This is a genomic window from Paraburkholderia tagetis, from assembly GCF_022213065.1.
Lineage (GTDB): Bacteria > Pseudomonadota > Gammaproteobacteria > Burkholderiales > Burkholderiaceae > Paraburkholderia > Paraburkholderia tagetis.
Map to the genome: position 1 here is coordinate 212,578 of NZ_JAKLJA010000002.1, position 18,835 is coordinate 231,412.

Sequence of the window (18,835 nt, forward strand, 5' to 3'; positions counted from 1 at the left end):
GCCCGTAAGCGAAAGCACGAGCGAAAGCACGAAAGGTTGCGCTACCGCCCGCAGCCACTACGGACGCTCCTTCAAGCTGTGTTATCGTGGCGTTATGCATCTTGCAGTTATCTGCCCAAGCGCTGTATTCAGAACGAAACACACCTAGATGGACGAACGAAAACGCGACAGCATGGTCGCCTACCTGCGTCGCAGGATGGCTGAATTTGGAATCGAACCGGACGATGTGGCCGCGTCCATAGCAGCGGACCAGGAGCGGTTGCAGGCCGCCCGCTATCGGGACGCCGCGGGCCACACGTGGGATGGAAAGGGCGCCCCGCCCCAATGGGTGGTGCAAGTCACGAGCGCCGGCCAATCGCTGGAGCATTTTGCAATCAGCAAAACTACCGAAGCGAAATCGGCCAGCAGCGGCGCAGTGAACTGGCGTAACGACCCATTTGCGGGCACACGCCTGGCTACCAAGCCGCAGGAATTCGCGGCTGGCGCCTGAGTTCAAATATCCATACCGGAATTAAATCGCTCACGACTCGCGAAGCCGATTAATCTGCCTGCGATTAACTCCGGGCAGCGAATCCGCTTTAAAGCGTTCAAAGCGTTCAAAGCGTTCAAAGCGCCCGAAGCTTCCGGCGCGCGCGGTCAACACCGCGCGCGGCACGATCCATCGAAACGCTCCGGCTTCGCTCAGAACGTGTGGCGCACGCCCACCGTGACGACCACCCGCGTCGGCGACGGCGAGAGCGCATTGATCCGCAGCGGGCAAACGTGCGGGACTTCAGAGCACGGCAACCACCTTCACATCGCTGCGATCCGCCGATGCAACGACCTTGCCGTCGACGCGCCGGAACGTGAGCGTCACCGTTGCGTTACCCACGCGCAGATCGCCCACTTCGAGCCAATCGATGCCCTCCGGCAGCATCGGCTGCTCAACGCGCACTTCGTGACGCGCGGCATCGATGCTCACACCGAGACACGCTTCGAGCATCATGAATGGCGAGCCGGCGGCCCAGGCCTGCGGCAGGCACGCCACCGGATACGCGGTGGGCGGCTCGCCACGGCGGCGCGGGAAGCCGCAGAACAGCTCGGGCAGGCGCATATCGAACGTCACAGCCGCTTCGAACAGCGCCTGCAACAGCCGCACGGCGACTTCCTTGCGCCCGTAGCGCGCGAGCCCGCGCGCGCACAGCGCGTTGTCGTGCGGCCAGACCGAGCCGTTGTGATAAGCCATCGGATTGAAGCGCGCCTGGCCCGCCGCCAGCGTACGCACGCCCCACCCCGTATGGAACAGCGCCGATTCGAGCACGCCGGCCACCGCACGCCCGCGCTCGTACTCGGGCAGACCGAATGCAAGCAGATGCCCCGCGTTCGACGCGAGCACGCGGCACAACTCGCCATGGCCGTCCAGTGCAATGCCGTAGAACTCCGACTCCGCCATCCAGTATTTGTCTTCCACGCAGCGGCGGATCTTCGTGGCGCGGCTCGCGTAGTGCGCGGATTCTTCGGCAAGGCCGCGATGCGTGGCGAACTTCGCCATCGTCTCGAAGGCCGCGCTCGCGTAGGCCTGCACTTCGACTAGCGCGATCGGGCCGTCGGGGAAGTGCCCATCCGCATGAAACACCGAGTCGTGGCTGTCCTTCCAGCCTTGGTTCGCGAGCCCGCCTTCCGACTCGCGCCGGTAATCGAGCAGGCCGAGCGGGTTGCGGTCGCATACGCCCGCCACCCAGGCCGCGGCACGCTCGAGCGCGGGCCAGAGTTCGTCGATGAGCGCCATGTCGCCGGTGCGCTCCGCATAGGCGCCCGCCAGCACGACGAACAGCGGCGTGGAATCCACGCCGCCGTAGTAGAGCGCGAACGGCACTTCGCCGGTGGCCGCCATCTCGCTCTTGCGCATTTCGTGCATGATCTTGCCGACCGCCGCGTCGCGAAACGCCGAGTCTTCGCGCGCCTGATGGGCCGCGAGAAAGCGCAGCACGCCGTTCGCGAGCGCGGGCGTGAGCCACAGTGTCTGCAACGAGGTGATGATGGCGTCGCGGCCGAACGGCGTGGAGAACCACGGAATGCCCGCATAGGGATACGGGCCCGTGGGCAGGTCCGTGGTCAAGAGGCCGAGGTCGGCGATCGAGCGGTTGATCCACGCGTTGAAGAGCGGATTGCTCGAGCGCACGTGCGCCGCCGCGCGGCGGCGCTCGCGCATCACGATGTGCGCATCGACCAGCGCGGCGCGCACGGCCGCGCGGCCCACGCGCTGCTCTTTTGTATCGGCGAGGCAATGCGGGGCCTGGATGATGCCCGCGCTCGGCGCGTCGGGCGCGGCGCCGGCGAGCGGCTCCACTTCGATCGCCACCGTGAGGTAGAGCGAAACGCAGGCCTGCGCGGGCAGCGCGACGGTGAAGTCGGCGCGGTCGGCGAAGAGCTTGTCCGGCGGGGGCGAGAACTCGATACGCACGCGCCGCGCGACTTTGTCGAGACCGATGTATTCGAGCCGCACCTCGCCGTTTTCCACGCGCGGCGGCACGATCGTGCCCTGCCGCTCGCGCTTCAGGCCGCGCACTTCGAACATGTCGCGGAAGTCGCTCGCGAACGAGATCGACAGCGGCACGACGGCTTCTTCGGTGCCGTAGTTCGTGAGTTCGATGGCTTCGGTCAACATCGTGCCCGAGAGCACGCGTTCGCGCTGCACGTGAATCACGCCCTCGGGCGTGGTCGCGCCGCCGAGCGGCGGCAGCGGGCGATTGGTCAGATGCGCGGTGAATGCGGTGTTGTCGCTGCTCACGCTGCCCGAGAGCAGCGACGGCACGCGGCCGCCGAAGGTGAGGCGCAGCGAGGAGAGCACGCGCGTGTCGTTGACGAAGAGGCCGTCGTCGACGCCGGTGATGTCGCCAAGCGGGTCGTTGACGATAAAGGTGTCGCCCGACTTGAGCACGTGCTGGTCGGCGCTTGCGACTTCCGGCGTTTCGGGCGCGATAAATGCGCCATCGGCCTCCTGGACGGGATGGTCCACGCCGCCTGTGCGGGTAACGCCGCCGAGTGATTCAGGATCCTGCATCGTGTGCCTCCTCTTCGGTTCGCATTCGCTCGATTGTAGTGGCTCGAGCGGCAATCTTACGAGAGGTTTGTCCGCGCGAGATGCGGCAGGTTCACAGCGACGTGGGATAAAAAAACGGGCGGGCGCACGATCGAACGTGCACCCGCCCCGCCTCCCGTCCGATACGGCGGCTACATCATCAGCGTGCGGAGACCGGCTTTGCCTCGCGCGGCGTCTCGCCAACAAAGAGCTGACGCGGACGGCCGATCTTCTGCTCGGGGTCGGCGATCATTTCGTTCCACTGCGCAATCCAGCCCACCGTGCGCGCCATCGCGAAGATGCAGGTGAACATGGAGGTGGGAATGCCCAGCGCGCGCTGCACGATACCCGAGTAGAAGTCGACGTTCGGGTACAGCTTGCGCGACACGAAGTATTCGTCTTCCAGCGCGATCTTTTCGAGCGCCATCGCGAGCTTGAAGAGCGGATCGTCGTGCAGGCCGAGTTCGTTGAGCACTTCGTAGCAAGTCTCGCGCATGAGCTTCGCGCGCGGGTCGTAGTTCTTGTAGACGCGGTGGCCGAAGCCCATCAGCTTCACGCCCGAGTTCTTGTCCTTCACCTTCTCGATGAACTCGGGGATGTTGTCGACCGAGCCGATCTCTTCGAGCATGTTCAGCGCGGCTTCGTTCGCACCGCCGTGCGCCGGGCCCCACAGACACGCGATGCCGGCCGCGATACACGCGAACGGGTTCGCGCCCGACGAACCGGCGAGACGCACCGTCGAGGTCGACGCATTCTGCTCGTGGTCGGCGTGCAGGATCAGGATGCGGTCGAGCGCGCGCACCAGCACGTCGTTGACCTTGTACTCCTCGCTCGGCGTGGAGAACATCATCTGCATGAAATTTGCGCTGTACGAGAGGTCGTTGCGCGGGTACACGAACGGCTGGCCGATGCTGTACTTGTACGCCATCGCCACCAGCGTCGGCAGCTTGGCGATCATGCGGATCGCGGACACTTCACGATGCGTCGGCTCGTTGATGTCGAGCGAGTCGTGATAGAACGCGGACAGTGCGCCGACCGCCGCCACCAGAATCGCCATCGGATGCGCGTCACGGCGGAATCCCCGGAAAAAGAAGTGCATCTGCTCATGAACCATCGTGTGGTTCGTGACCATCGCGACGAATTCGTCCTTTTGCTGCTGCGTGGGCAGCTCGCCCTTCAGGAGCAGGTAGCAGGTTTCGAGGAAGTCGGCGTTCTGCGCGAGGTTGTCGATCGGGTAGCCGCGATAGAGCAGTTCGCCCTTGTCGCCATCGATATAGGTGATCGCCGAGTTGCACGCTGCCGTCGACATGAAGCCGGGGTCGTAGGTGAACATGCCGGTCTGGCCGTACAGCTTGCGAATGTCGATCACGTCCGGGCCCGTCGTGCCCTTGTAGACCGGCAGCTGGACGCCTTCAGCGTGGCCGGGGATCGTGAGTGTGGCGTGTGTCTTCGAATCGGTCATGTCTTGTCCTTGCATTGAACGGCCTTCGCCTCGCAAGAGGCAGAAGACGCGGCGGCGCCCGTCGCCCGGTTTTCCGGGCCGGCTTCACTGCGACCGCCTGCCGCATTTTACGGCGCAGTGCAGCATCGATTGATAGCGAAGCTGGCAACAATGCCTCCTCCAGCCAGCAACATTGAATGCTTGCAGCTCCCTTAACACCGATTTCTGCAACAATATTTTGCCTGTGCAGCGCAACATGGAACCGTTTCGCTCTGACATACTGCATCGCATGCAGCGACTTCCCCTGTCTTGCATAGCTGTACCTGGCCCGCCTTCTTCGGCGGGCCTTTTTCTCACGCTGCACGCGCTGTACGAAAAACGTAAGGAATGAACAGATGAACATCTCGATCGACACCCTGTTCGCAGAAGACGAGCTTGCCCAGGACGCCATCGTCACCGCGCTCAATCACCAGGACATCGTGGTCGCGCTCTCGGCAGCACTCGCGTCCGAACGCGTGGCGGTCCTCCACATGCTCTACCCGCGCACCGACGCGCGCACGCACACCAGCCTCGACGCGCTCGTCGACGCCCTGCACGGCCACGGCCTGCACGAGGTCGCGCGCCTCGTCTCGCAGGAAGCGCACTACCTCGTGTTCAAGGATCCGGTGAAGGCATGGAAGGCTTTCCACGAGATCCGCAACGACTCGCTCGCCATCGGCGTGCATCTCTACTACACGGGCCTCGTGGGCGAAGCCGCCGAGCACAAGCTCGATGCGCACGCGCACGGCCGCGAGTAAATTCGGACTGCCATGCTTCTGGAATCCTGTTAAATCGGCCGTCCGGCGTGGCTGCCTGGCATGACTGCCCGGCATGACTACCTCGTGCAGCCGGTTTACATCGACTCGCGGATCGGGAGGGCATCCGCCCCCCGCGGCTCAATCGCAGACGCAGAAGTCCCGCTGGCCCAAGGGCACGGCGCCCGCCGCTGCCGCGCCCGCGCCGCGCACGGCGCAGGTTAGCGGCGCGTCGGCCACGCGCACCGGCACACCCAGTTCGGCGGCGAGGCACTGGTCGAGGCGGCCGAGCAGCGCGCCACCGCCCGCCAGCACGATGCCGGTGTCGGCGATATCGCTGGCGAGCTCGGGCGGCGCCTGCTCGAATACCTGGCGCGCCACGCCCATCACCTGGCGCAGCGGCAAGGCGAGCGCGTCGGCGATATCTTCGCTCGTGATCTCGATGGTGCGCGGCAGACCGTCTTCGAGGCTGCGGCCCGTCACGCGCAGGCGCCCGATGGGCTCGCCGCGCAACGCGCTGCCGATGGTCTTCTTGACATGCTCGGCGCTCTGCTCGCCGAGGATCACCCCATAGAGGCCGCGCACGTGCTCGATGATGGCGCGGTCGAACTGCTCGCCGCCCACGCGCACCGAGCCGCTGCACACCACGCCACCCAGCGCGATCACGCCCACCTCGGTCGTGCCGCCACCGATATCGACGACCATCGAGCCCGTTGCCGAGGCGACCGGAAGGCCCGCGCCCAGCGCCGAGGCGAGCGACTCGCCGATCAGGTTCACGCTCGCCGCGCCGGCCGCGAGCGCCGCATCACGAATCGCGCGGCGCTCCACGCGCGTCGCCGCTCCCGGCACGCACACCGTGAACGCCGAGCGCCGCCCGAATGCGCGGCGCGGGTGCGCCATGGCCACGAAGCGGCGCATCATCTGCTCGGCGGCGGCGAAGTCGGCAATCACGCCATTCACGAGCGGTTTCACGGTTTCGAGGTACTGCGGCGCGCGCCCTAGCAGCGCCTTCGCCTCCGCGCCCACTGCGGCGACGGCGATTTCGCTCCCCTTCCCAATCTTGCCGACCTTGCCAACCTTGCCGCCGCCCACGCCGCGCTCGCGACATACGATCGAAGGTTGATCGAGCAAGATGCCCCCATCCTCCGTATAGATCAGCGTATTGGCGGTGCCGGGATCGATCGCCACATCGTGGCGGGGGCGGGAAAACCGGTGGAGAAGCGAAGCGTGCCGCGCGGCTCGGGCCATGTCGTTGTTGTTCGTCGTCGTTGTTCGTCGTAGTAGGGTCGGCGGCCCGCCTGCCGGCGGGGCGCCCCGGAAATCGACCCCGGCGGCAAACGTTTGACCAGCCAGCCAGCGACCAACCAGCGGCAGGAGCAGCTGAACGTTGCGTATGGTGCGGCACTGCGAGCTGTGCGCAATGCCGCGCGCCGGGCGCAAGGGGCCTTGACGGCCCCCCATGCTCCGTTTACGGCAACATCGCGCAAGACTTTAGTCGCGCCCGCCCTGCTCCAGCGCTATCCCAGCGCCCGCACCAGCGCGTCGCGTCCGAGCATCGCGCCTTGCGCGGTGATCGTGTGACCGACGCCCGGCAGCGCAAACGCCGCCACGGCGAAACCCGCGTCGCTGAACGCAGCGGCGGCGCGCTCCAGTTCTGGCGCGGGGATCACCTCGTCGTCCTCGCCGTGCACGAGCGTGATCGGCGTGCGGCTCTTCGCGACGACCGGCGTGGTGAGGCGCCCGGCGTAGGCGACCACGGCCGCAGCCCCCTCCGGCTGCGTTGCCACGTGATAGAGCGACATGATCGAACCCTGCGAGAAACCGACCAGCGCGAGGCGGTCGTAGCCGAGCCCCCAGTGCGCGAGCTCGTCGGCGAGGCGCTTTTCCAGCACCGGCGCGGCCGCCGCCACGCGCGCCGCACGGTTCGTCTCGTTCACGTCGCGCAGCGTGAACCACTGGCGGCCGCCAAAGCCGCCGTCGAACGGCTCGTTGCCGTCGAGCGACGCGAAGGCGACGCCGGGCAGCGCGTCGCGCCAGGCATCGGCGAGCGGCATCAGATCGCGCGCATTGCTCCCGACCCCGTGCAGCAGCACGACAAGCGAGCGCGCCGCGCCTTCGGCGGGCGCGAGGCGCCAGCCGCCATCGAATTGTTTCCAGCTCATTATCGCGTTCCCCTCTGGCCCCTTCGTTGGCACGTTGGCGAGTCGACGAATCGGCCAGCCCGGCATTGCCCTGCGGCCGACGTGACTGCCGCCAGCATACGCCGCCCTTGCGACACACGTATGCACACCCGCCAAATTCCAGAAGGACGATCGCCGCTGGCATCAATATGCGCCATGCCGATGACTGGCGCAGTATTCACGCCACATCCCCCGATATGCCTGCTCGATATCGGCAGCGAATCGTGGCGCGTCCATGAGCGCCGACGCCTCCATACGCTCTCGTAACGTCCCACGCAAAGCCGCGAGACGGGGCAGATCGCATGCGAATGCACGTGCCGCGCGCACGAAGTCGTCGTCGGAATGTGCAACGAGTTCGGGCAGCGCCAGGTTCCGGGCGATGCTTTTCCCGCCTCGACTTATCGCGGAGCATCCCGCGCGTGTGACGACTGGAACGCCCATCCAGAACGCATCCAGACTGGTTGTATGACCATTGCACGGAAACGAGTCGAGGGCGAGGTCGATACGACGCCAGGTTTCCAGATAAGCGCGGCGGGACTGTCGCCCGATGAACGACACGCGTGAAGAATCAATGCCTTGTGCAACATACCTTGCCATCAAACTGGCGCGCGGCACACCCTGTGGCTCAAGGACAAGCAATCGGGATTCGGGCACGGCGGCGAGCGCACCGGCCCACAGACCCAGAGCGTGATCGCTTGCCTTGGCCGGATTGTTAAGGCAACCGAACGTGAATGGTGCACCGTTCGCGGCAGGCAGGCTGTTCACGGCCAGATCTTCCAGCAGCGGGTCATAGCACCAGAACGTTCGAGGCAAGCGAATCGTTCGTTCGGAGTACCATGCTTCCCGACCCGGCTCGTCGAGCGGGTCCAGCCAACAGTCCGATAAACGATAGTCCATGGCGGGACTGCCTGTTGTCCCTGGATAAGCAAGCCACGCGACCTGAACAGGAGCAGGACGCCGCGCAAACAAAAGACGCCGGCACCCCTCCATGTGCATGGTCAAATCAACGAGGATATCGACGCGATCGGCGCGAATTTGCTGTGCGAGCGCTTCGTCGTCCAACAGGCGCACGTCACGCCATACGTCGGCCAGGCCACGGATTGATGCCGTTACGTGATCGGGCGCCTCAACACTCGAGTAGCAAATGATCTCAAAGTCCGTGTGATTGTGATTGGACAACAGCGGTATCGTAAAGAACGACTGGCAATGCGAGTCGAAATCGGGAGAAACATAGCCGACGCGCAGCCGCCGATCGGGAGTTGAGTCGTTGAGGTGCCCTCGAGCGCACTCAACGACTGGCGCTTCATGCCGCGCAGCGAAGCGGGTGCACTCGTGCATTACCACCTCTGGGCAATCGCTCACACAAGGGAGTACGAAAATCAGGTTTGCGTGAGCGACGATATTGCCTGGATCGCACTCGAGCGAGCGGCGCAAGGCAGCGACCGATTCTTCCGCGGATCCCATCGCAAGGAAGACATTTCCAAGAACGGCATGGGCGTTCGCCATGCCCGGATTGAGATCTATCGCTTTACGCAGTGCCACCAACGCTTCGGCAGGGTCGTCGAACGATAACAAATGTCCAAGCTGATACCACGCATTCGCATGATCCGGCTTTAGCGCCACCGCATGCCGGAGCACTCGAATGGCTTCATCGCTGCACGCCCGGCCAAGCAAAACACCGAGGTTATAGTACGCACTGACGAGATTCGGGTTAAGTGCGATGGCTCTGCGCGCCGCGCCTTCAGCTTCGGCGCGGTTCGTCCTTGAGAGTCTGTGCGCGAGATTCGACCAGGCCACCGCGAAACACGGATCGATTTCCACAGCCCGCATGAGTGCATCCCGTGCTTCTCGCCAACGCGAATCTGGCAACAGGCATGCCAGTGCATTCCATGCAGGTGCGAAGCCGGGGTTCAGGTCGACCGCGCGACGCAATGCGTTTTCAGCGGCTTTCGGCTCAGTGTTTTCCAGCAGAATCCCCAAGTTGAACCATGCCTGTGCGAATCCGGGACGCAATGCAATTGCTTGCTCGTATGACGCTTGCGCCTCCCCAGGCCGGGACGCGCGCAGCAGATTTCCAAGATTGTTGTGCGCTTCCGCCAGTGAAGGCTCAAGATGGATTGCCTGACGCAGATGCGCTTCCGCCTGTTCAGCATCTTGCGGTCCAAAGGTGTTGGACAAATAGAAGTGGGCGGCAGCGAGCGCTGGATCGAGTTTTAGCGCATGACGAAGCGTTGCCCGCCCATCTTCGGTGCGTCCTTGCACGAGTAGCGCGCTTGCGAATTCCAGTGCTTCCGACGCGCTGGTACTGCGTGCAAGCGCATCACATAAAGACGTTTTCGCCTGGCTGGCTCGCTTCAAGGAAAACTCAATGAGACTAAGCAGATAATGCGCCGAGGAACTGTCTGGCGAAGCCAGAATCGCCGCCCTGCACAACTTTTCGGCATCCAAAATACGGTCTGCACGCCATGCGGAAAGTGCGGCGTTATACATGGCTCATATTTCTCTTTGACGCAGAAGTTTGCGGTGAGCGCCTGGCCGGTCAGGAAGTTGCGGACGTTCTCCAGTTCTCGCACACGCGCCACCGTGCCTCCCACGCGGCGCCCCCCCCCAACAAGGTGGCGAAACAGGCGCGCACCCAACTCGACGTCGATGCGGTTGGTGGTATGCGCGAATACATAGTTGCGCAGCCCCGTGAGCAAGACCTTCCGGGCTACGCCAGACGGGAAAGATAATATTATCTTCGACTTATAGCATTGCGCCTGATCAATCCGGACAGTCTCAGCGCCTCAGTGTCGACCTTCCGCTTGTCGCCTCTCGGGCTCATGCCGGCAGCCAGAGCTGCTATCTGCCCGACCAACATGTTTCATCTAGTCGGGGTATGCTACGCGCTGACCTCCGGCATTTCCCGCAGCGCAACATAGGGGGAAAATCGTGCAAACCCAAGCTGCACCGCCCCCGCTCGAAGGCGCCAGGCTGATCGTCGCGACCATCGCCGTCGCGCTCGCGACCTTCATGAACGTGCTGGACACCTCGATCGCCAACGTGGCCATCCCGACCATCTCGGGCGACCTCGGCGTCTCGGTGGACGAAGGCACCTGGGTCATCACAGTGTTCGCGGCGGCCAACGCGGTTTCCATTCCGCTCACCGGCTGGCTCACGCAGCGCTTCGGCCAGGTACGCCTGTTCGTGGCGTCGATCCTCTCGTTCGTGCTCGCTTCATGGCTGTGCGGCGTCGCGCCCACGCTGCCGATCCTGCTCGTCGCGCGCGTGCTGCAAGGCGCCGTGGCAGGCCCGCTGATTCCGCTCTCGCAAGCCATCCTGCTCGGCTCCTGGCCACGCGACAAATCGGCCACCGCGCTCGCCTTCTGGGCGATGACCACCACGGTCGGCCCGATCGCGGGCCCGGCGCTGGGCGGCTGGATCACCGACAGCTACAACTGGTCGTGGATCTTCTACATCAACATTCCGGTGGGCCTCATCGCCGCGTCGATCACGTGGTCGATCTATCGGCATCGCGAGTCGGCCACGCGCAAACCGCCCATCGACGTGGTGGGCCTCGGTCTTCTGATCGCGTGGGTGGCCTCGCTGCAGATCCTGCTCGACAAGGGCAAGGACCTCGACTGGTTCGCCTCGCCCGTGATCGTGACGCTCGGCGTCATCGCGCTCGTGAGCTTTGCATTCTTTCTGGTGTGGGAACTCACCGAGGCGCATCCGATTGTCGACCTGCGGCTCTTTTCGCAGCGCAATTTTCTTGGCGGAACGATTGCAATCTCGGTGGCTTACGGCGTGTTCTTCGGCAACCTGGTGCTATTGCCGCAATGGATGCAGGAGTACCTGAACTACCGCTCGGTGGACGCGGGGCTCGTGACGGCGCCGCTCGGCGTGTTCGCGCTGCTGCTGTCGCCCGTGGTCGGGCGCGTGCTGCCGCGCTCGGACGCGCGCGTGATCGCGACGGCAGCGTTCGTGCTGTTCGCTTTGGTGTTTTTCATGCGCGCGCAGTATGTGATCGAGATCGACACCTGGCATCTCGTGCTGCCCACGCTGCTGCAAGGCGTGCCGATGGCGCTCTTCTTCGTGCCGCTCACGGCGATCATCCTCGCTGGGCAGCCCGCGCAGCGCATTCCGGCCGCCGCGGGGCTCTCGAATTTCGTGCGAGTGTTCTGCGGCGCTGTGGGCACGTCGATTTCCACCAACGCCTGGAACAACCGCACGATTCTTCATCACGCGCGGCTCGCCGAGCAGGCTTCCATCAATAACCCGATCTTCATGCAATCGATCGCGCAGACGCAGGACGTGCTGCATATCAGCGAGCCCTCGGCGCATGCGCTGTTCGATTTTCAGCTCACGGCGCAGGCCGCGATGATGGGTATCAACGATATTTTCTATATCTCGGCGATTATTTTTCTCGCGATTATTCCGCTTATCTGGATTACGAAGTCGACGAGAGGTTCGGGAGGGGGTGGCGCGGCAGGCGTGCATTGAGTTTGTGGTGAGTTGTTTTTATGGTTTTTTTTCGTGGTCCTTAAGGTGTTGGCATTTCCTTGTTTTCGTGTCGGTCTATTAGCGTTGCCCCGCACAGGGGCAACGCTAATAGACCGACACGAACACAAGGAAACGCGACAAACAAAACGCGCAACGCGCAATCCCCTACCCAAAACGATGCGCCAAATAAGGCCTGGGATCAGTAAAAGGCGTCTCCCCCATGATCTGCTCCGCGACGAGCCGCCCCGACACCGGCCCCAGCGTGAGCCCATGATGGTTGTGTCCGAACGCGAACCACAGCCCCGCGTGACGCGGCGCGGGCCCGAGCACCGGACGCATATCCGGCGTGCACGGGCGCATCCCCATCCACGGTTTTTCGTCGAGCCGCTTGCCGAGCCCGAACACGGGCCGCGCCGCGCGCTCGGCCGCATCGAGCTGTGCGTAGTTGGGCGGCCGCCCGCGCGAGGCAAGCTCCACGCCGGTGGTGAGCCGCAGGCCTCGGTTCATGGGCGCGACCACGTAGCCGCCCTCGATATCCACCACGGGACGCGTGAGCGGCGCACCCGCCGCGCTCGCGTAATGCATGTGATAGCCGCGTTTGACCATCAGCGGCACGCGGTAACCGAGCGGCGCCGTCACGAGATCCGACCACGGTCCGAGCGCCACAACAGCCAGTTCCGCCGATACCGGCCCATCGTCCGTTTGCACCTGCCAGCCGCTGCCCTGCGCACGCAGGGTGAGCGCGTCGCCCTTCACGAAGGTGCCGCCCTCGCGCAGGAACAGTTGCGCGTAGCCCTTCACGAGCGCGCCAGGGTCGGCCACGCTGGCCGGATCCATCCAGTGAATCGCGCCGGCATAGCCCTCGGCCAGCGACGGCTCCACCGCGCGCAGGCCCGCGGTGTCGAAGGCTGCCATGCGCAGGCGATGCTCCCCGGCCACGCGCTGCGCATCCTCGCGCTCGCGCTCGAACTGCGCGGGCGAGCGGTACGCCTCCAGCCAGCCGACCGGACGCACGAGCGCGCGCAGGTCGTTGCCCGCTTCATTGCCCACTCCGTTGCCCGTGTCCGTACGCATGTCCGTACGCACCAGCAGCGCCTCGTGCTCGGCAACGCAGCGCGCGATGAGCGGCAGCATATCGCGCGCCGCGCCCGCCAGCCGTTCTGGCGCCGACTCGCGCCAGAACGACGCGAGCCAGCGTGCGTACGCGGGCAGCGAGCGCACGTCGTAGCGCAGCATCGTCGAGTCGTTGCGCATGAGCCGCAGCAGCATGCGCCAGTCGCGCGGGAAGCCATACGGCACCACCGACGACGCCTCGATCAACCCCGCGTTGCCATAGCTCGTTTCCTCGCCGGGCGCGCGCCGGTCGACGAGCGTGACGCGCACGCCGCGCGCCTGCAAATGCAGCGCGACGCTCACGCCGACGATACCCGCGCCGAGCACGATCGCGTCCTTGCTCATGCCATTCCTCTGGAGTCCATAGGTGCGGTTCTGGCGCGCATCACTTCGCAACGATGTCGCGGCCGAAATACTTCATCGAAAGCTTCGTAAGCGTGCCGTCGTGGCGCAGCGAGTCGAGCGCCGCGACCACCTTCGCCTGGAGCGCCGCGTCGTTCTTGCGCATGCCGAAGCCCGTGCCCTCGCCGAGCGTGGCCGGATCCTTGAGCGGCGCGCCCGCGAAATCGAAGTCCTTGCCTTGCGGCTTCGAAAGAAAGCCGTCGGTGGCAGTCTGCACTTCCTGGACCGCGCCGTCCAGACGGCCCGCAGCCAGATCCGCGAAAATCTGGTCCTGATTCTCATACGTGACGATCGACACGCCCTGCTGCCCCCAGTGCTTGCGCACGTAGTCTTCCTGCGTCGACCCTTGCAGCACGCCGATCTGCTTGCCCTTGAGGCTCGCCGGCGTGGGCTGCAGCCCCGAGCCGCGCTTCGCCACCATCTGGATCGGCATCACATAGACGGCGGGCGTGAAATCGATCTGCTGACGCCGCTTGTCCGTGATGTTCATCGCCGAGTTGATGACGTCGAACTTGCGCGCCTCGAGCGCCGCGATCAGGCCGTCGAAACTGTTCTCCACCCACACGCACTTCACCTGCATGCGCTGGCACACGGCATTGCCGATATCGATGTCGAAGCCCTGCAACTGGCCCGATGGCGTCTTGCTCTCGAACGGCGGGTAGGACGCCTCCACGCCGAAGCGCAAGGTCTGTGCGCTCTGCGCGTGCGCCGCGCCCGCCGTCATGCCGAGCCCCGCGCCAAGCAAGCCGGCCAGGCCCACCACGCCCGCAAGGCGGGCCGCTCGCGAGGAGCGAATCATCTTCGTATTCATCGTCGTCACCATAGTCGTTATGAGGTCGGGCGGCGCCGTTCGTGAAGTCCCGCGCCACCTGCACAAATATAGACGAAAAATAAAAATAAAGTCTAGAATGGACAAAAATGTCTACATCAGGGATCGCCGGGCTTTGCCAGCGGGCTCGCCGCGATCGCCGGCTCATACGCGATGCGCGATGCGCGGCATGCCCGCCCCGCGCGGTTCCCGAATCAATCATGGAGCACAGCATGTCCGAAACAACACTCCCCCGTGCAAACGCCGCAGGACCGTTCGTGGCGCCGTTCATCGCCGATGCCGCGCAAGTGCGCGCCGCGCTGCCCGCCCTCGACGTGCGCGGCGTGCTCGCGGACATGTTCGCCGCGCTCGGCCGCGGCCAGGCCGTGCAGCCGCCGCAGACTCTCGCCCTGTTTCCGCAGCAGGCCGGCGACTTCATTACCTACCTGGGCGTGCTCGCCGAGGCGGGCGTGTTCGGCGCGAAGCTCTCGCCGTACATTGCGGGTGCCGCGGGTGCCGCGGGTGCCAGTCCCATCGTCACGGCCTGGACCGCACTGATGTCGATGCACACCGGCCAGCCCTTGATGTGGTGCGATTCGGCGCTGCTCACGACCGAGCGCACGGCGGGCACGACCGCGCTCGCCGTCGACCAGCTCGCGCCGCGCGACGCGCGCCGCCTTGCGGTGATCGGCGCGGGCGCGGTGGCGCTCGCGCACATCCGTCATGTCGCGCCACTGCGCGCGTGGGACAGCATCCGCGTCTATTCGCCGGGCCTCGCCAATGACACCCACGACACCCACGACACCCACGACACCCACGACACCAGCGACGCTAACCACGCCAACGACGCCGCTCGCAGCGCCAGCGTGCGCGCCGCCGACGCGCGCGTGAGCCTCGCGGCAACGGCGCAGGCATGCGTCGAAGATGCCGACGTCGTCATGCTCTGCACCTCGTCGGGCAAGCCGGTGCTCGCGCTCGACGCGCTCACGAAGCCCGCGCTCATTACCTCGATCAGCACGAACGTCGCGCAGGCGCACGAGATCGATCCGGCCACGCTGCCCACGCTCGACGTCTATTGCGATTACCGCAGCACCACGCCATCGAGCGCCGGCGAGATGGTGCTGGCCGCGCGCGAGCACGGCTGGTCGCCGGACGCGATCGTCGGTGATCTCGCTGAATTGGCGAACGACGCCTGCCCGCGCCCCGGCTACATGCGTCACGTTTTCTTCCGCTCGATCGGGCTCGGTCTCGAAGATATCGCGGTTGCTCATGCGCTCTATTCACATCTGCGTGATGCGTCGCCGCCCGGACAGTAAGCACAGTAAGCGCAATGAGCGCGAAGTGAGCAAGATGAGCCACGCGCGCAGTATCATCGACGTCCTCCTTGACGAACCTTCCAACGCCTCACAGCGCCTGGTCCGATGCAGAAAAAAGACTCCGCGAAGCAGCCCGTAAAGCAGCCCATCAAGCACACCAGCCAGTCCACGCAGCGGCCCGCTTCCCCGAAGACGTCGCGCGAGCGGCTGCTCGAACGCTACGCGCATGTGGCGGACAGCGTCACGACGCTGTTCTTCCCGTTTGCCGAAGTGGTGATCCACGATCTCGCGGACCAGACCGTGGCGTACCTCTCGAACAATCTCTCGAAGCGCGAGATCGGCGACGATTCCGCACTGGAGGAGATCGAGGAAACCACGCGCAACAAGCTGCTGGGCCCTTACGAAAAGGTGAACTGGGACGGGCGGCGCATGCGCTGCGTGAGCACGGCGCTATTCGACGATGAAGGTCACGCGGCGGGCGTCATGTGCATCAACTTCAACATTGCGGCGTTCGACGACATGCAGGCGACGCTCGATCTGTTCCTGCGCGGCGCAGGCGTGATCGCGCAACCCGAGGAGCTTTTCAAGGACGACTGGCAGGAGCGCATCAACACCTTCCTGCACGGCTGGCTGCGCGAGCGCCAGGTGGCGCTCAACTCGCTCACGCGCGAGCACCGGCGCGAGCTGGTGGAGGCGCTGCATGCCGAGGGCGCGTTCAAGGGCAAAAGCTCGGCGAACTATGTGGCAAAGGTGCTGGGGATGGGACGCGCGACGGTGTATAAGCACTTGCGCGAAATGAAGGGCGATGGGTCGTAGCGACGCGGAGTGGAGTGGCGTGGAGTTCAAACGCAATTCGGGCCGAAGGCGTGCGGACACACAGTATGCTCACGCGCTGCGGTATCATCGCGATCCCCGCACCCAGGCGTTCATCATCGGCCAATGGACAACCCGAACTATCAAGCGATCCTTGAACAGATTCATCGCGACATCGCTCCGTGGCGCACAGCCGGACGTGTAGCCGACTATATTCCCGAACTCGCCAAGGTCAGCGCCGAGCGCTTCGGCATAGCCATCGTCACGCTCGATGGCCGCGTATTTTCGGTCGGCGACGCGCAAGAGCGCTTTTCGATCCAGAGCATCTCCAAGCTTTTTGCCTGCACGCTCGCGTTCCAGCTGCTCGGCGACGCGCTCTGGGAACGCGTCGGCCGCGAGCCCTCGGGCAACGCGTTCAACTCGCTGGTCCAGCTCGAAACCGAGCGCGGCAAGCCGCGCAATCCGTTCATCAACGCGGGCGCGCTCGTCGTCACCGACGTGCTGTGCCGCCGCTTCGTCGGCGCTGAAACGGCGCTGGTGCAATTCGTGCGCCGGCTGACGGGCGCCGCCGATCTCGACTACGATCTTCGCGTCGCGAGTTCCGAACTCCAGCACGCCGCGCGCAACCGCGCGATGGCGCACTTCATGGCGAGCTTCGGCAACTTGCAGATGCCGCCGGAGACGGTGATCGAAGCCTATTGCCGCCAGTGCGCGATCGAGATGAATTGCGTCGAGCTCGCCACTGCGGCCCTCTTTCTCGCCAATGGCGGCGTCGCGCCGGTCTCGGGCGAGCACGTCCTCGATGCGAGTTCCGCCAAGCGTCTGTCCGCGCTGATGCTGACCTGCGGCACTTATGATGCCGCGGGCGACTTCGTCTATCGCGTGGGGCTGCCGGCAAAAAGCGGCGTGGGCGGCGGCATCGTCGCCGTGCTGCCGGGGGAAATGGCGGTGTGCGTCTGGTCGCCGGGGCTCGACGCGAACGGCAACTCGCTGGCCGGTGTCAAATCGCTGGAATGGCTGACCACGCGCACGGGGCGGTCGATTTTTTGAGGGTACTCGTGCGGCTCGCGGAACGCGGCCAGCCGCGGCCGCGCAGCCGCGCAGCCGCTTGCCTGAGGGCCGGTGATCCCTGGCCGTCACGGCAGCAGGACCGAACGCTTGTTGCCGAGCGCCTTCGAGATGATTTCGCCCTCCTCGTTACCCATCGGCGCGACAAAGGCGGAGATTCTTGTGATCATCAGTCAAGAAGGCTGACTGCACAGCCGTCGACATCCGCCCCCGCCGACATATGCGTCCGGGCATGAGCTTTGCGCATCACGGTAATAGAAACGATCTGGAGAATCTGGAGAAGCCGATGGTCCGTCATCATGCTCGCATCTGGACCCGAGTGGCCTTGGGGTTCGCGATCCCGGCGGCTGTCGCGACTTCGGCGCTGGCCCAAAGCAGCGCTCCCCATCCGCCGCCGCCGCCGATGGTGGTATCGCCGCCCGCGGCAGCGTCCGGCACGGCCAGCGCGACCAATCCCGACAACATGCCCGTGAAGAAGCCGCGCAAGCCCACCAACGACAATATCGTGCGCCCGCCGCCCGCCAGCGCGGCCAAGGCGAAGTAAGGAATCCGCGAAGCGGTCAGCAAAGCGGGCCAGCCAAGCTGGGGACAGCAAAGCGGCTCAAAAGCCGCTTTCGTCCCAGCGCGCGTCCCGCACCTGCACGATGCCAGCCTCCACGCGCACTGCAAATATGGCGACATCTTCGTAGGCCGGCGGCGCGAGGACTTTTCCCGTCCTGATGCAAAAGCGCGCGCCATGTCGCGGGCAGACCACCTCGTCGCCTTCCACGGCGCCGCCGGTCAGTCTGCCGCCGTCGTGCGTGCACAGGTCTTCCATCGCGTAGCAGGTTCCGTCGAGATTGAACACCGCGACCTGCGCGCCGTCGACATTCACGCTGCGCACGGCGCCCGGCGGGAATTCGGCATAGGGCGCCACGTCCACCCAGTCGGCCATGTCAAAACATCCCCAATTCCAGACGGGCCGCGTCGGACATCCGCGCTCTCGTCCACGGCGGATCCCATACCAGTTCGACCCGCACCGCGCTCACGCCCGCCGCGTCCAGGACGCTCTCTTCCACGACCGACGGAAACGTCTGCGCAACGGGACACCCTGGCGCGGTCAGCGTCATGCGAATCGCCACCTGCCCGGTTTCGTCGTCGACATCCAGCCCGTAGACGAGCCCCAGGTCGTAGATATTGACCGGTATCTCGGGGTCGTACACCGTGCGCAGCGCGTCGATCACGCGCGCACGAAGATCGCCGCCGCTACCCTGCGCATCGTCGCGTTCGGGCAAGTCATCTGTGTTCATCGTCGTTCGCCTCGCTGTTTGTCTGGCCGGTCGCCAGGCCGGTCGTCAGGCTGTTCGTCGCGACCTTC

At 65.0% G+C, this 18,835-nt stretch carries 16 protein-coding genes and 1 pseudogene; 7 read left to right on the forward strand and 10 right to left on the reverse strand.

All coding sequences use genetic code 11. The features are described from left to right. Positions 1-148 precede the first annotated feature (148 nt). Complete coding sequence (locus L5014_RS04015; protein WP_238462282.1) at positions 149-490, forward strand: H-NS family nucleoid-associated regulatory protein; 342 nt, start codon at positions 149-151, stop codon at positions 488-490. A 282-nt stretch (positions 491-772) separates the two neighbouring features. On the opposite strand, the gene L5014_RS04020 is transcribed toward L5014_RS04015, so the two are convergent. Together L5014_RS04020 and gltA are read right to left on the reverse strand one after the other, a co-directional pair. Then, entirely contained in the window at positions 773-3,043 is a 2,271-nt protein-coding gene (locus L5014_RS04020) for an amylo-alpha-1,6-glucosidase (protein ID WP_238462283.1), read from the reverse strand. 178 nt (positions 3,044-3,221) lie between these two features. After that, the gene (gene gltA, locus L5014_RS04025; protein WP_238462284.1) at positions 3,222-4,523 is read right to left on the reverse strand and encodes a citrate synthase; all 1,302 of its coding nucleotides are present in this window, start codon (positions 4,521-4,523) and stop codon (positions 3,222-3,224) included. Between the two features lie 374 nt (positions 4,524-4,897). On the opposite strand from gltA, the gene L5014_RS04030 reads away from it, so the two are divergent. Then, positions 4,898-5,299 (forward strand): hypothetical protein, encoded by a 402-nt coding sequence (locus L5014_RS04030; RefSeq protein ID WP_238462285.1) that lies wholly within the window; start codon positions 4,898-4,900, stop codon positions 5,297-5,299. A 138-nt stretch (positions 5,300-5,437) separates the two neighbouring features. Here L5014_RS04030 and mreB read toward each other — a convergent pair whose 3' ends face one another. The 4 genes and pseudogenes from mreB to L5014_RS04050 form a co-directional block, all read right to left on the reverse strand. Next, the gene (gene mreB, locus L5014_RS04035; protein ID WP_238462286.1) at positions 5,438-6,544 is read right to left on the reverse strand and encodes a rod shape-determining protein; all 1,107 of its coding nucleotides are present in this window, start codon (positions 6,542-6,544) and stop codon (positions 5,438-5,440) included. 269 nt (positions 6,545-6,813) lie between these two features. Continuing rightward, positions 6,814-7,458, reverse strand: coding sequence for an alpha/beta hydrolase (locus L5014_RS04040; RefSeq protein WP_238462287.1), 645 nt, complete (start codon positions 7,456-7,458; stop codon positions 6,814-6,816). Between the two features lie 162 nt (positions 7,459-7,620). Continuing rightward, complete coding sequence (locus tag L5014_RS04045) at positions 7,621-9,966, reverse strand: tetratricopeptide repeat protein (RefSeq protein WP_238462288.1); 2,346 nt, start codon at positions 9,964-9,966, stop codon at positions 7,621-7,623. Positions 9,967-9,998: 32 nt separating this feature from the next. Continuing rightward, a pseudogene (locus tag L5014_RS04050) lies at positions 9,999-10,181 on the reverse strand (hypothetical protein); the annotation flags it as partial. A 226-nt stretch (positions 10,182-10,407) separates the two neighbouring features. Between L5014_RS04050 and L5014_RS04055 the strand changes: the two are divergent. Then, positions 10,408-11,958 carry a DHA2 family efflux MFS transporter permease subunit gene (locus L5014_RS04055; RefSeq protein WP_338019260.1) on the forward strand — a complete coding sequence of 517 codons (1,551 nt, stop codon included), beginning with the start codon at positions 10,408-10,410 and terminating at the stop codon, positions 11,956-11,958. A 165-nt stretch (positions 11,959-12,123) separates the two neighbouring features. Here L5014_RS04055 and L5014_RS04060 read toward each other — a convergent pair whose 3' ends face one another. Both L5014_RS04060 and L5014_RS04065 read right to left on the reverse strand, forming a co-directional pair. Next, positions 12,124-13,416: an NAD(P)/FAD-dependent oxidoreductase gene (locus tag L5014_RS04060; RefSeq protein WP_238462289.1), complete on the reverse strand. Its 1,293-nt coding sequence runs from the start codon at positions 13,414-13,416 to the stop codon at positions 12,124-12,126. Positions 13,417-13,456: 40 nt separating this feature from the next. Continuing rightward, positions 13,457-14,197 carry an ABC transporter substrate-binding protein gene (locus L5014_RS04065; RefSeq protein WP_238462501.1) on the reverse strand — a complete coding sequence of 247 codons (741 nt, stop codon included), beginning with the start codon at positions 14,195-14,197 and terminating at the stop codon, positions 13,457-13,459. 317 nt (positions 14,198-14,514) lie between these two features. Between L5014_RS04065 and L5014_RS04070 the strand changes: the two genes are divergently transcribed. From L5014_RS04070 to L5014_RS04085, 4 genes are all read left to right on the forward strand, one after another. Next, positions 14,515-15,597 carry an ornithine cyclodeaminase family protein gene (locus L5014_RS04070; RefSeq protein ID WP_238462290.1) on the forward strand — a complete coding sequence of 361 codons (1,083 nt, stop codon included), beginning with the start codon at positions 14,515-14,517 and terminating at the stop codon, positions 15,595-15,597. A 105-nt stretch (positions 15,598-15,702) separates the two neighbouring features. Continuing rightward, positions 15,703-16,413 (forward strand): helix-turn-helix transcriptional regulator, encoded by a 711-nt coding sequence (locus tag L5014_RS04075; protein ID WP_238462291.1) that lies wholly within the window; start codon positions 15,703-15,705, stop codon positions 16,411-16,413. 123 nt (positions 16,414-16,536) lie between these two features. Further along, positions 16,537-17,460: a glutaminase gene (locus L5014_RS04080; RefSeq protein WP_238462292.1), complete on the forward strand. Its 924-nt coding sequence runs from the start codon at positions 16,537-16,539 to the stop codon at positions 17,458-17,460. A gap of 304 nt (positions 17,461-17,764) precedes the next feature. After that, positions 17,765-18,022: a hypothetical protein gene (locus L5014_RS04085; RefSeq protein WP_238462293.1), complete on the forward strand. Its 258-nt coding sequence runs from the start codon at positions 17,765-17,767 to the stop codon at positions 18,020-18,022. A 57-nt stretch (positions 18,023-18,079) separates the two neighbouring features. Here L5014_RS04085 and L5014_RS04090 read toward each other — a convergent pair whose 3' ends face one another. Then, positions 18,080-18,412, reverse strand: a complete 333-nt coding sequence (locus tag L5014_RS04090) for a non-heme iron oxygenase ferredoxin subunit (protein WP_238462294.1) — start codon at positions 18,410-18,412, stop codon at positions 18,080-18,082. A gap of 1 nt (position 18,413) precedes the next feature. Then, positions 18,414-18,767 (reverse strand): SUF system Fe-S cluster assembly protein, encoded by a 354-nt coding sequence (locus L5014_RS04095; RefSeq protein WP_238462295.1) that lies wholly within the window; start codon positions 18,765-18,767, stop codon positions 18,414-18,416. Positions 18,768-18,835 lie beyond the last annotated feature (68 nt).